Annotated in this window: 9 protein-coding genes and 1 pseudogene; 4 read left to right on the top strand and 6 right to left on the bottom strand. The window is 58.7% G+C overall.

Features of this window, described 5'->3' with window-relative positions; all coding sequences use genetic code 11:
* Positions 1-116: 116 nt before the first annotated feature.
* A complete protein-coding gene (gene nuoF, locus LAP85_02935; GenBank protein ID MBZ5495331.1) occupies positions 117-1,382 on the bottom strand; it encodes an NADH-quinone oxidoreductase subunit NuoF in 1,266 nt (421 codons plus the stop codon).
* 230 nt (positions 1,383-1,612) lie between these two features.
* Between nuoF and LAP85_02930 the strand changes: the two genes are divergently transcribed.
* On the top strand, positions 1,613-2,614 hold the full coding sequence (locus LAP85_02930) for a sigma-70 family RNA polymerase sigma factor (GenBank protein ID MBZ5495330.1): 1,002 nt from the start codon (positions 1,613-1,615) through the stop codon (positions 2,612-2,614).
* Between the two features lie 22 nt (positions 2,615-2,636).
* Positions 2,637-3,932, top strand: a complete 1,296-nt coding sequence (locus LAP85_02925; protein ID MBZ5495329.1) for a zf-HC2 domain-containing protein — start codon at positions 2,637-2,639, stop codon at positions 3,930-3,932.
* Positions 3,933-4,044: 112 nt separating this feature from the next.
* On the opposite strand, the gene LAP85_02920 is transcribed toward LAP85_02925, so the two are convergent.
* The 5 genes and pseudogenes from LAP85_02920 to LAP85_02900 form a co-directional block, all read right to left on the bottom strand.
* A complete protein-coding gene (locus tag LAP85_02920) occupies positions 4,045-4,698 on the bottom strand; it encodes a nucleotide exchange factor GrpE (GenBank protein MBZ5495328.1) in 654 nt (217 codons plus the stop codon).
* Positions 4,699-4,791: 93 nt separating this feature from the next.
* Positions 4,792-5,631 (bottom strand): zinc metalloprotease HtpX, encoded by an 840-nt coding sequence (locus tag LAP85_02915; GenBank protein MBZ5495327.1) that lies wholly within the window; start codon positions 5,629-5,631, stop codon positions 4,792-4,794.
* Between the two features lie 141 nt (positions 5,632-5,772).
* Positions 5,773-8,374, bottom strand: a pseudogene (gene clpB, locus LAP85_02910) (ATP-dependent chaperone ClpB).
* Positions 8,375-8,584: 210 nt separating this feature from the next.
* Complete coding sequence (locus LAP85_02905) at positions 8,585-9,037, bottom strand: Hsp20/alpha crystallin family protein (protein ID MBZ5495326.1); 453 nt, start codon at positions 9,035-9,037, stop codon at positions 8,585-8,587.
* 94 nt (positions 9,038-9,131) lie between these two features.
* Positions 9,132-9,596, bottom strand: a complete 465-nt coding sequence (locus tag LAP85_02900; GenBank protein ID MBZ5495325.1) for an Hsp20/alpha crystallin family protein — start codon at positions 9,594-9,596, stop codon at positions 9,132-9,134.
* Positions 9,597-9,993: 397 nt separating this feature from the next.
* Here LAP85_02900 and ileS point away from each other — a divergent pair, with 397 nt between their 5' ends.
* Positions 9,994-12,750, top strand: coding sequence for an isoleucine--tRNA ligase (ileS, locus tag LAP85_02895; protein MBZ5495324.1), 2,757 nt, complete (start codon positions 9,994-9,996; stop codon positions 12,748-12,750).
* A gap of 33 nt (positions 12,751-12,783) precedes the next feature.
* On the top strand, positions 12,784-13,293 hold the full coding sequence (lspA, locus tag LAP85_02890; protein MBZ5495323.1) for a signal peptidase II: 510 nt from the start codon (positions 12,784-12,786) through the stop codon (positions 13,291-13,293).
* Positions 13,294-13,299: the final 6 nt, after the last annotated feature.

Here is a 13,299-nt window from a genome sequence, read left to right as displayed (position 1 = left end):
AATGAGGCTTTGGAATGAAACGCGAAGACGGCCGTCAGGACACCAAAACCCCAGGACGCCAGAAAATGAGGTTCCTGGGATCCTGGCGTCTTGGCAGTGCTCTGTAACCTTTCGGCTCAGGCTACGATGCAGCGCTGCCCCTGGATATGAGCAGCGAACTCGTCGCGGAACTTCTGGATGTAGCTTTCCACGGGCATGGCTGCCGCATCGGAAAGAGGGCAGATCGTGCGCCCTTTCATGTTGGTGCAGATGTCGAGCATGATCTCGAGTTCGCCGGGTCTGCCGTCGCCCTTCTCGATGCGTGTCAGGATCTGGTAGAGCCACTCCGTTCCCTCACGGCATTGAGTGCACTGTCCGCAGGATTCCTCGGCATAAAACTTCGTGATCCGGCGCACCGCTTTCACCATGCAGGTCGTTTCATCCATCACGATCACGCCGGCAGAGCCAAGCATGCTGCCTGCCTTGGCGACGGAATCGAAGTCCAGGCGCACATCGACCTGGTCCGCGGACAAGACCGGAACGGAGGAGCCGCCCGGGACTACCGCCTTGAGCTTGTGCCCGTTTCTGATGCCGCCGCAGTGCTCATAGATCAGCTCGCGCAGAGTAATTCCCATAGGGAACTCATAGACGCCCGGCCTCTCCACATGACCGCTGACACCGAACAGCCGGGTGCCCGTATTGCGGTCGCTGCCGATGCCCGCAAACCATTCGGCGCCGTTGCTGATAATGTGCGGAATGTTCGCCAGAGTCTCCACGTTGTTGATGACCGTTGGGCATTGGTACAACCCGACGACGGCGGGAAAGGGCGGCTTGAGTCTTGGGTGTCCGCGCCTGCCCTCGATCGATTCAAGCAGGGCTGTTTCCTCACCGCAGATGTAGGCTCCGGCTCCCCGGTGCAGGATGACCTCCAGGTGGTAATCTGTCCCCAGGATGTTCCTGCCCAGATATCCTTTCTCCTGAGCCTCGGCCAGCGCCTTCTGAACTACCCTGGCTCCGTAGAAAAACTCTCCGCGAAGGAAAATGAACGCCTGGTGGCAACCAAGGGCATAAGCGGAGATGATGGCGCCTTCGATCATCTGGTGCGGATCCTTTTCGATGATAACGTGGTCTTTGAAGGTGCCGGGTTCGCTCTCATCGCCGTTCACGCACAGATACACCGGCTTGCCCGAGTTCTTGGGCACGAATCCCCACTTCATCCCCGTCGGGAAGCCGGCACCGCCCCGGCCGCGCAGGCCTGACTTTTTCACGATGTCGGTTACCTCGGCAGGCGTGTATTCGCGCAGCGCCTTGCGCAGCCCCTGATAGCCGCCGAGCGACTCGTAGACATCGATGCTCGTAAGATTGGGAACGTGCATGTTCCTGGTCAGAATCTTGATAGACATCGGGAATGGAATTCCTTTCACAAAAGCCGGGAGTGACATACTACCATATGGTTCCAACCCTTAAAATTCAGATCTGCAACGGAAAAGCCTGGCATGGATAATTCCACGGACTTCACAGATCCCGTTTCTGCACTCGTGGTCAAGGGCGACTCATGCTTTCATGCAGTCCGTGAAATCTGCGGCTAAGCTTTTGGATTCCACTCGTGTAAAATGCCGGCAGGACGGCTCTCATGCTGCCATCGGAGACAGTCAAGGAAATAAGCCAGGTTTTTGAGCGTTGCCGGCGACGCTATCCAACGATCAATCTCCCGTTCGAATCGTTCTGCGCCCGTGCGGAGGAAATCATGGCCGCCGGCCATGAAGAACACGCAGCGACAGCCGCACAGGAAACTCAGGACGGCGGCGCTGCCATTTGCTCCGGCTGCATGTCCCTGGTTCGACAGCTGCACCACGAGGACCTGTTTCTGGCATTGGCCTGTGCCGGGGGCGACCGCGTGGCATGGGAGCATTTCGCGGACGAATACCTGGCGTTGCTCAGACGTTTCGCCGCTGGCGCTTGCCGGGATTTCGAGGCGAGTGAGGACCTTGCGCAGGAGATTGTCGCTGTCCTGCTTGGAGAGGCCGGTACGGCTGCCGGCAGTCTGCACCAGTGTGCACAGTCAGAGCCAGGCGCGAATCCCGTGACCAAAGGAAAACTCCTGAGCTACAACGGTCGTGGATCGCTCGCGGGCTGGCTGCGTGCTGCCGTGTCGCATGCGGCGATCGATCGGTTTCGGCGGGCGCGGAAGCAAGTCTCTTTGGACGAGTTGGTGGAACGGGGGAGATTACCGCGCTTCCAGAATCCTGGACCCATGGGTGCCGGGGAAGAGCGACTCGATGCCCGCTGGGGTCCCGTGCTGGCAGAAGCCTTGAATGAGGAAATCTTGCGCCTCGGCGCGCGCGATCGTTTGCTGCTCAGCCTCTATCACCTGCAAGGAGTACCGCTCAAGGTGATTGGCCGCCACTTCGGGGTGCATGAAGCGACGGCGTCGCGCTGGCTGGAGCGTGTGCGCAAGGGCATACGGAAACGAGTCGAAAGCAAACTGCGCAAAGCACACCGACTCAGCGCGCGAGATCTGGGTTCCCTCTGGCGTTGGATCTCGGAAACCGAAGACCCGGCGCTCGAGTCCTTGCTGCAGCCTGCGCCGGCAGATGCCCTGAGCCAAAAGAAGGTGCAAGGCGGGATTGGATGATCGTCAATAATAGGGGTGAGCTATGAGTGATCCATTCGTAGAGGCGGCCATCCGGCGCATTCTTGCACGGCGGCAGGGCCATGAGTCAGAAGCTTGCCCCGACGCCAACGTGCTGGCAGCTTATCTCGAATCCCGCTTGACCGCCGGCGAGACGTCGCGCTTTGAGGAGCATGCTTCACATTGTGCCGCGTGCCAGGAAACGCTGGCACTGTCCCTGCAGCTGGAGGATCGGGAAACGGTCAGCGCCGGCCGCTCGGCTTACGAGCCACGTAGATTCTCTTACAGTTCTTCTCCGGTGCGCTTCGCACTGGCAGCAGTAGTCGTGGCGGTCGTCGGTCTGCTCCTGTTTCAAGCCACGAGAGAGTCCCGGCTTGCTCAGCCGGCACCGCAGGTGGCGAACAAGGAATCGCGACCCAGCATCTCGGGGGGATCCAATGCGGCTCTGATCTCCCCGCAGGCGAGGACAACCTCGCCTGCAACTCACATTTCTTCTGAGAGGGCCCTGCCTCCCGCAGCCGCGAACGTGCCGCCTCAGGCCCGACCCGTGAACCAGCCTGCGCCGGCAGCGATCAGCCCGGCAATCGTCGCGGCTCCACCAGCGCCGGTGACTCTGGATGCCTCAAATATTGTCCGGCCCCAAGCTCCTGCCCGGGCGGAGGCGGTCAAACCTGAGGTGGTCGAAATGGAGCTGCGAAAGCAGGCCCAACTTGACGCCGAAGCGCTAAAGATGAAGGTGGCAGGCGCCCGTCCGGAAGATGCAAAGATGCAAGCCGGATTGGCAGGTCAGCAGACTGGACAAATGATTCAGCAAGCGGTTCAACCAGGCCGGCAGGCTGCTGTTGCGCCGGCTCGCGCGGCACAAGCTCAAGCAACAGCACAAGGCGGAGGCGGGGGGCGAGGCGGGGGAGGCGGCCAGCTAGGTGCCGTCGCCCCGATCCGAATGGCGCAGGCAGAGACTGTGAAAGTGCAAGCTCTTGCGTTTCAGGGTGGCTATGCTAACAAGGGTTCCTTCCTTAGCAGCACTCCACCTCGTTTCGATCTTCCAGGCCCTGGTTCCAGGCAGTGGGGTTCGGTGATCGCGAAGGAGTCCACAGCTGGATTTGTGAAAAAGCTCGGCACGCGCGCGTTCTACCTCACGACCGGCAATTGGATTGATGCTGAGTGTGCCTTGCATCCTGAAGCCCCATTCCGGGAGATCAACCGGAATTCGAAGGAATACCAAGATATCCTCGCAAAGGAGCCTGCACTGGCAGAATTACACTTCTCAGGAATACCTTTCCTGCTCTATTGGAACGGCACGAACTATCGGATTCGATGAAAATAAATGCGAAACGCCTGGCGCGGCATAGCTTCACCCAAAAAACCTCAACGCAGAGTTCGCTGAGACTGCAGACGCCGCAGAGAGTTAATATGGCCGGCGCAGGGATCGTCTATGCTGAGGTTTTCTGGTCCTGCTGATATTGGCCGACGCGCACCTGCGCGGGCCGGACCAGGATCTTCTCCATGCGATAGCCGCGAAGAACTTCCTCGACCACCAGACCGTCCTTATCCTGCTCGTAAACGGGAACTACTCCTACCGCCTGGCTCAAGTTGGGATCGAAAGGCTGGTTCAGGACCTCGATCGGCTCGATCCCATGTTCCCGCAGCCTTGAGCAGAAGAGCTCGGCTGTCATCTTCACACCCTCGAGCAGCTCGTCCTTGATTCCAGCAATAGACGCGGCCCGAAGCGCCCGCTCGAGGTTGTCAAGCACATCGAGAAACGGCAACAACAGGCTCTGCTTGCTGAGCGCCAGCTTGCGTTCGTACTCCGCCTCGAGGCGGGCCTTCGATCGGGCGATCTCCTGGTCGACCAGTTTCACCCGTTCACTGAAACGGCGTTCGGTCTCAGCTACCCTTGCCATCAATTCTTCCACGTAAGTGGGATAGCGCGGTTTGTCCTCCACGGGTCCGGAAACCGGCGTCTCGAGATCCGCCTGCGTGAAATGCCGCTTGTCGACAACTCGCAACTGCGAGGGTTCTTCGTGCAGGTCGGTCGGGAGCGGTGAATGTTCGTTTGCGCTGATAGGAATCTTCCTGCTATCCAAGATTACTCTACCCCCCGGTATGGCTCGCGATGAGGCGCTATAGGAGTCCCCGCCTTCAATCCCCACGCTGCAGAGACCCGGGTGCGCACTCCGTTATTGCGTGTTTCTTCCCAGAAGACGTTCGACTCGCTTTTGAATCGGCGGGTGGGTGCTGAAGAGATTCATCATGCCACCGCCCGAGAACGGATGCACTATAAACATATGCGCCGTGCTTGGGGAGGCCTCCATCGGAATACGCTTGGAGTAGTTTTCGAGCTTCTGCAGTGCGGAAGCCAGGCCGTAAGGATTCCCCGCCATGCCGGCGCCGCTGTGGTCTGCTTCGTACTCGCGCGTCCGGGAGATCCACAGCTGGATCAGCATCGCGGCAATCGGGGCCACGATAATGGTAACCAGGCCACCCAAGCCACCCCCACCTTCCTCGCGATCCCGGGATCCGCCAAAGATCATGGCGAATCGGGCCATGTTCGCAACCCACATGATGATGCCGGCTATGGTCGCAGCGATGCTGCTGATCAGGATGTCACGATTCTTTACGTGTGAGAGTTCGTGGGCCAGTACTCCTTGCAGCTCATTCTCATCCAGAAGCCGCAAGGCCCCTTCAGTGACCGCCACCGACGCGTGCTGCGGGTTGCGTCCCGTGGCAAAAGCGTTCGGAGAATCTGTCGGGATCAGGTAGACCTTGGGCATCGGCAAGGCGCTTCGCGCGCACAGTAAATCGAGAATTGAGTACAGACGGGGTGCTTCCTCGCGACTTACGGGTTTGGCACCATACATGCTCAGCGCGATCTTATCGGAGAAGAAATAACTCCCGAAATTTATGAGCACGGAAAAAACTAAGGCTATAGTTATTCCCCGCTCGCCCCAGAGGCTGCCAAGAAACAGGATGATCCCTGTGAGGAGACCGAGTAACAGTACCGTCTTGAGATTATTCATCATAACACCTCTCATTTTACCATATAACCGGCCACCTGACTATGCTTGGGGGCAGCAGTTTGTCACTACCTGATGGCACCGTCGCGACTTGCCGGAAGCCTGGAAGCACGAGCGCGAGCTTGCTCGTATGCTCCGAGGCTCTCATGCTCGCTCCGTCGGGGCAGGGGAGAAGGTGAGCTCGCCGGATTTCGCATCGCAGTCGATGCGGATGGTTTCGCCGGACCGGATTTCTCCGTTTAGTAGCATCATGGCCATCTTATCCTGTATCTTCTTCTGGATCAGGCGCTTGAGTGGCCTCGCCCCGTACACCGGATCATACCCCTCCTTGGCCAGCATCTTTACGGCACCCGGACGGACGTCAAGTTTAAGATCTTTCTGAGCCAACATTTTTTCGAGGATCGAGATCTGCAGGTGCACAATCCCCTCGATCAACTCCGGCGTCAATCGGCGGAAGACAATGACGTCGTCGACGCGATTGAGGAATTCGGGACGAAAGGTGTGCCTGAGACTCTCCATCACCTGCGTCATTACGGAATCGAGATCTCCCGATGCTTCGCTAATCCATTGACTCCCGATGTTGGAGGTCATGATGATGACAGTGTTTCGGAAATCGACGGTTCTCCCTTTCCCGTCAGTCAGACGTCCGTCATCAAGGATCTGCAGCAGGATGTTGAAGACATCCGGGTGAGCCTTCTCGATCTCATCGAACAATATGACCGCGTAGGGGCGGCGCCGGATGGCCTCCGTCAGGAATCCGCCCTCTTCGTAACCCACATATCCCGGCGGCGCTCCGATCATGCGGGCGACGGAGTGCTTCTCCATGTATTCGGACATGTCGATGCGCACCATGGAGTGCTCGTCATCGAACAGGAACTCCGCCAGCGCCCGCGCCAGTTCAGTCTTGCCGACGCCGGTCGGACCAAGGAAGATGAACGAGCCCATCGGCTTCCTGGCATCCTGCAGACCCGCGCGCGCCCGACGAATGGCGCCCGCTACCGCCGACAGCGCCTCATCCTGCCCCAGCACTCGCGTCCGCAGGCGGTCTTCCATATGCACCAGTTTCTGGAGCTCTCCCTCGAGCATCTTGCTGACCGGTATGCCGGTCCATTTGGCCACGACTTCGGCGATGTCCTCCTCGTCGACCTCCTCCTTCAGGAACTTCTGGCCGGTTTGCAGCTTGGCCAGGCGTACATTCTGTCCGGCGAGTTCCTTCTCCAGCTGGACCAGCGTCCCGTAACGAAGCTCGGCTGCCTTGCCGAGATCTCCGATGCGCTCCGCCTTCTGCCCCTCCGCTTTCACCTGTTCGATGCGCTCCTTGAGAGACCGGATGGAGCCGATGACTTCCCGTTCCTGCTGCCAGTGGAGCTTCATTCGGGCACTCTTTTCGCGCAGCTCGGTCAGCTCGGCATTGAGGTTTGTGAGCCGTTCCCGTGCGGCCTTGTCCTTTTCCTTGGATAACGCCTGGCGCTCGATTTCCAGCTGGGTGATCCGCCGTTCCACCTCGTCGATCTCCACAGGCATGCTGTCGATTTCAATCCGCAGGCGGGAAGCCGCCTCATCGACGAGATCGACTGCCTTGTCCGGGAGGAAACGGTCCGCGATATAGCGGTGCGACAGGGTGGCGGCAGCCACCAGCGCGGAGTCGGTGATGCGCACGCCATGATGGACCTCGTATTTTTCCTTGAGGCCGCGCAGGATCGCGATCGTGTCTTCGACGGAGGGCTCGCCGACGTATATGGGCTGGAAACGCCGTTCGAGCGCCGCATCCTTCTCGATATGTTTCTTGTACTCATTCAATGTGGTCGCGCCGATGCAGCGGAGTTCGCCCCGCGCCAGCGGAGGCTTCAGCATGTTGGACGCGTCGATCGCACCCTCGGCAGCCCCGGCTCCGACCAGCGTGTGCAGCTCATCGATGAAAAGGATGATGGACCCGGCCGAGTCCTCGATCTCGCGCAGCACGGCTTTGAGGCGGTCCTCGAATTCACCGCGATATTTTGCGCCTGCCAGCATGCCTCCGAGGTCCAGAGCCACCATCTGCTTTTTCTTGAGCGTCTCGGGGACATCTCCGGCCACGATGCGCTGGGCAAGTCCTTCCACGATCGCGGTCTTGCCGACGCCCGGCTCTCCGATCAGCACCGGGTTATTCTTCGTCCGGCGCGACAGGACCTGCATCACTCTGCGGATTTCGTCATCGCGGCCGATGACCGGATCCAGCTTTCCCCGCCGGGCCAGATCCGTCAAGTCGCGCGCATAGCGCTTGAGCGCCTGATATCTTTCCTCCGCGTTAGGGTCCGTCACCCGCTGGCTGCCGCGGATCGAGACCAGCACCTTCAAAATCTCCGCACGGCTGACCCCGCGCCCGCGCAGGAGCCGGCCCGCAAAGCCGTCGTCTCCGGCCAGTCCCAATAGCAGATGCTCGGTGGAAATGTACTCGTCCTTGAATTGATCGGCCTCGGCCTGCGCCTGGCGAAACACGGTGTCAAGCCTCGGCGACAGGGAAATCTGACCGCCCTGGACCTTGGGGAGTGACGAAAAGTGCGTCACCAGTTCCTGGTGCAGGCTCTCGGGTCCCACGCCGAGTTTGCGCAGCAGCGGCGTAACAATACCTTCCTCCTGTTGGATCAGGGCGTCCAGCAGATGGATGTTCCGGTTCCAGCTGAGGCTGTTGCTGCGCCCCGGCCAGATTCTGTGCGGCCTGCAATGCTTCCTGTCCTTTGATGGTGAGCTTGTCAAATTGGATCATAACTATATCCCTATCGACCGGCGCGGGTTGACGGGTGACGGTTCTCAGTTGAAAGGCGATCCGTAACGTCGTTGCTCATTCATTATTCGCTACTCATCACTCGTCATCAAATGGAAGTGGCTCCCCGGACTTCAGGGAGCCACGCTCTGAGACCGATACGGGATTTCCTTAGGCCCCTCGCCGGTTGCCCTCCGCGCACCTGGCCGGCATTTACTTGGTACTGACCGGAATCTCGCGGGGCCGGACCTCAGGCTTCTGCGGTATCGTGATCACCAGAATGCCGTTCTTATAATCAGCCTTGATGTGATCACGGTCCACCGAATCGGGGAGCGTGAAGGAACGGGTAAACGAACCGTAGAAGCTCTCCATGCGATGATAATTGTTGCGCTCTTCCTCGTTTTCCAGCTTCTTCTCCCCCTTGAGGATCAAGACGTTGCCTTCGAGCTTCAGGTCGATGTCCTTTTCGTTGACGCCGGGAACTTCCGCGCGCAGAATCAAGTTTCCTTCTTTCTCGAGAATGTCCACGGCCGGCAGCCATCTCTCGCTCGGCCTGGTGACCGATGAGAGGAACGGATCATTGAAAAAATCCTCAAAAAACGAGGTAGTCTCAGGCCAAATCCTTGAAGGCGTCTCACTTCTCCTAACATAAGGAATCAATCTCATTTTGCTTTCCTCCTTTTCCTTTCTCATCTCTCCCGGGTTCCCATCCCGGTAAAACCAATGTAAGATCTGAGTGTCTTATTGTCAAATGTGTGCTTCAAGCGTTAACTTTGATAGTGCGGGGTTTGTTTTCGGGTTTCTGTGGGACCGTGATTACTAATACCCCGTTGTTATAGGCTGCGGAAATCTTCTCGGCATCCACCGAATCCGGCAGGTCGAAAGAACGGCTGAAGGTGCCGTAGCAGCCTTCGACTTGATGGTAACTGAAGCCGGAACCTTCAGGTTCGGGTTTTCTTTCACCCTTGATGGTCAGAGTCCTGCCGTCGAGTCTGAGGTCAATATCTTCGTCGCTGACGCCTGGTATCTCAGTGCGTATAATTATCTTATTGTCTTTTTCCCAAATATCGACCGGGGGTTTCGAGTTTTCGCGTCTGCGGGCGAAGGCACTCTGCATTGCCCAGTTGTTGAACATATCCTCAAACAGGCGAAATGGGGTGGGGGCCTGGTTCTGCTCATGCTCGGTCTGGGGGCTGTGGCTGGCTCCCGCAATTCTGATCACCATGATTTTTTCCTCCTCCTCGTCATTTGGTCCAATCCTCATTGACTACGCGCATCTAATAAAATCTGAGCGATAGATTGTCAAATATGAGTGGGAGTATGAGCAGTCCGGGGAAGCCGGCGCTACACGGGGGCGGCAGACACCGAGAAATCCGGGTGGCCCGTGGTCTCTGTGATCTCAAGATGTCTGCGTTGAGATTTTTTTGGATGCGGTTGTGCCTTGCCGTGTCATTCGGCGCCGGCTTTTTCCCCACGGTCTGAATCCCGGTTTTGCGCAGAATCCCGGGCGTGAATGGGCTATTCTTTTGATATAGTATAAGATTTATGTTTTGGAGATCTTGCACGTGCAACCGCCACCGGAAATCAAGAACACGCTGAACCTGCCGAAGACCTCCTTCAGCATGAAGGCAAACCTGCCGCAGCGGGAGCCGACGATGCTGAAGCACTGGGATGACATCGACATCTACGGGAAAATCCGTGCCGCGCGGGAAGGTTGTCCTTCCTATATCCTGCATGATGGACCGCCCTACGCGAACGGGGCCATCCACATGGGCACGGCGATCAACAAGATACTCAAGGACATCATTGTCAAATCGCGCACCATGATGGGCTTTGACGCTCCCTACCTGCCCGGTTGGGATTGTCATGGGCTGCCGATCGAAATCAAGGTCGATCAGACTCTCGGATCGAAGAAAGCGGCGATGACCAAGGTCGAGGTGCGCAAGGAATGCCGCAGGTATGCGGAAAAGTACATTGAGGTTCAGCGCGATGGATTCAAGCGGCTGGAGGTGTTTGGAGAGTGGGAGCATCCCTACCTGACCATGAGCCACTCCTATGAAGCTGAAATTGCGCGCGCTTTCGGAGGGTTTGTCGAAAAGGGGATGGTCTACAAGGGCCAAAAGCCGGTGCACTGGTGCATGAGCTGCAAGACCGCACTTGCAGAGGCGGAAGTGGAGTATGAGGACGACATCAGCCCCTCCATCTATGTGGCATTTCCGATGGAGTCGGATCTCTCTGACATCGATCCCAGGCTGGCAGGGGGTGATTGGGCCATCGTGATCTGGACCACGACGCCCTGGACACTGCCGGCGAACCTGGCGATAGCGGTTCATCCTGATTTTGAATACTCCGCGGTGCGCGTCGATGGAAAGGGATACATCATTGCGACGGAGTTATTGAAGCCCGTCGCGCAAGCCTGCGGCTGGCAGCAGGTGCAGGAAGTCTCCCGTTTCCGCGGCAAGGTGCTCGAGCGGCGTAAGGCGCGGCATCCGTTCCTGAACCGCGAATCACTTCTCGTGCTTGCCGACTATGTAACGTTGGATGCGGGGACCGGTTGTGTGCATACGGCGCCCGGCCACGGCTACGAGGACTATCTCACCGGTGTCGCGTACGGGATGGATATCTACTGTCCGGTCGACGACGATGGCCGTTTCGTGCCTGAGGTGGAGAAATTCGGCGGCATGCCTGTCTTCGAGGCCAATCCCAGGATCGTCGAGCATCTGCGCAATCTGGGCCTGCTGCTCCATTCCGAGCCATTCAGCCACACCTACCCGCACTGCTGGCGCTGCCACAATCCGGTACTGTTCCGAGCCACTCCGCAGTGGTTCATCGCGCTGGACCACAAGGGTTTCCGCGCGCGCGTGCTCGAAGTGATCCGGACGGTGCGCTGGATTCCGGCCTGGGGCGAGGAACGCATCGGCAACATGGTGAAGGATCGTCCCGATTGGTGCATCTCGCGCCAACGCGACTGGGGCGTGCCGATCATTGCGTTTTACTGCGAGGGCTGCGGCGAGATCCTACTCGAAAAAAGGACTATCGATCATGTCGCCGGCATATTCAGCCGCGAGGGCGCCGACAGCTGGTACATCCGCAAGGCGGAGGAGTTGCTGCCCGAGGGAACCGTTTGCGGAAAGTGCGGCGGCCGGGGTTTCCGCAAGGATATGAACATCATCGACGTCTGGTTCGAATCCGGGGGCAGCCATTTGGCGGCCCTGGGGCACCGGGAAGATCTCCCCTGGCCATCCGATCTTTACATTGAAGGGGGCGACCAGTACCGTGGCTGGTTTCAGAGCTCACTCCTGGTCGGCGTGGCATTGAAGGACGCGTCTCCCTATCGCGCATCCATTACCCACGGCTGGGCGCTCGATGCCGAGGGGCGGGCCATGTCCAAGTCCAAAGGCATCGGCATGGATCCCAGCGAACTGGTCAAGGAGCAAGGTGCCGAAGTGACGCGGCTCATGGTGAGTTCGGTGAACCATGTCGAGGATCTCCGTATCTTCGACGAGTTGTTCGAGCGGCTCAGGGAAGCCTATCGGAAGATCAGGAACACCGCCCGCTTCATGCTCGGGAATCTGAGCAACCAACACGATCCCCGGCACGCCCGTTTTGATCCGGATCGCGACGCGGTTGCCTATGAGCAGATGCTCGAGATTGATCGCTGGGTGTTGGCGCGTACGGCGCGGCTGATCAAGAGATGCGTCAAGGGTTATGAGGACTACCAGTTCCACCTCGTCTACAGCGCCCTGTACAATTTCTGTACCGTGGACCTGTCGGCCTTTTACCTCGATATCCTGAAGGACCGGCTTTATACGCACGCGACCCGATCGGTTTCGAGGCGCTCGGCCCAGACGGCGTTGTGGCATGTTCTGGATGCTTTCACGCGCCTGATCGCGCCGATACTGCCCTTCACCGCAGAGGAGATCTTCAGCGCGATGTATGAGGGGCGCAGCTGGCAGGACCGGCCCGCCTCGGTTCACCTGCTGCTGTTTCCGGAATATGAAGCCAATCATGACCGGGAGGATCTGGTGGCTGCGTGGGACCGGCTGCTCGAAGTGCGGCAGGCGGTGTCGAAAGCGCTGGAGGAATTCCGAAAGACCGGGGCGATCGGGAACTCGCTCGAAGCGCGCGTGACCATCCATGCCGGCGGGGACACTGCCGCATTGCTGCGCCGGCAAGCCGAGGATCTGCGCTACATCTTCATTGTTTCCCAGACGGAAGTGGTCGACGAGCCCGGGACTGAGTTGCGAGTCGATGTGGGACGCGCGCAAGGTGAGAAGTGCGAACGCTGCTGGAACTATTCCGTCGAGGTGGGCAAGGATGCCGACCTTCCCACGATCTGCGAGCGCTGCGTGGTGCATGTCAGAGAGATGTATGGCTGAGGGGGCCGGCTATCCTTCCCGGGTGATGACGCGATGAGGAGCAAGTTTATCCTGGTGACGCTGGTGGTTCTGGTGCTTGACCATCTGACGAAGTACCTCGTCAGTACGACGATTGACCCGCACGGGAGCATCGAGATCATCCCCGGTTTTCTTCGCTTTTCCTTTGTACTCAATTCCGGCGTGGCATTCGGCCTTTTCCAGGATCCCCAGTCGACCTGGAAGCCGTACCTGTTAGCGAGTCTGGCGGTGGCTGCCGTAGTGGTGATCATGATCTACAGCATGCGCATGCCGTTGGAGCGTGTGCTTCTGCAGGCGGCGTTGGCCGTGACCATGGGGGGAATTTTGGGCAATTTTACCGATCGGCTCATGCGCGGCTCCGTAGTGGACTTTATCGAGGTTCACATCAGGAATCGCTTTTATTGGCCGACCTTTAACCTTGCCGACAGCGCGATCACGATCGGCATCGCCTTGCTGCTGATCGATACCCTGAGGCACCCGGACCAGGATGTAAGCCGCGAGGGAGCCGATCCCCTCCAGCAATGACTATGG

The organism is Terriglobia bacterium (genome assembly GCA_020072565.1).
GTDB lineage: Bacteria > Acidobacteriota > UBA6911 > UBA6911 > UBA6911 > JAFNAG01.
This window is presented reverse-complemented; position numbering and strand designations above follow the sequence as displayed.

Bases quoted from the DNA above. Each gene is read 5' to 3' on its own strand.
- lspA (MBZ5495323.1), top strand. From the start codon at position 12,784: ATGAGGAGCAAGTTTATCCTGGTGACGCTGGTGGTTCTGGTGCTTGAC.
- LAP85_02915 (MBZ5495327.1), bottom strand. From the start codon at position 5,631: ATGAATAATCTCAAGACGGTACTGTTACTCGGTCTCCTCACAGGGATC.
- LAP85_02930 (MBZ5495330.1), top strand. From the start codon at position 1,613: ATGCTGCCATCGGAGACAGTCAAGGAAATAAGCCAGGTTTTTGAGCGT.
- nuoF (MBZ5495331.1), bottom strand. From the start codon at position 1,382: ATGTCTATCAAGATTCTGACCAGGAACATGCACGTTCCCAATCTTACG.
- LAP85_02905 (MBZ5495326.1), bottom strand. From the start codon at position 9,037: ATGAGATTGATTCCTTATGTTAGGAGAAGTGAGACGCCTTCAAGGATT.
- LAP85_02925 (MBZ5495329.1), top strand. From the start codon at position 2,637: ATGAGTGATCCATTCGTAGAGGCGGCCATCCGGCGCATTCTTGCACGG.
- ileS (MBZ5495324.1), top strand. From the start codon at position 9,994: ATGAAGGCAAACCTGCCGCAGCGGGAGCCGACGATGCTGAAGCACTGG.
- LAP85_02900 (MBZ5495325.1), bottom strand. From the start codon at position 9,596: ATGGTGATCAGAATTGCGGGAGCCAGCCACAGCCCCCAGACCGAGCAT.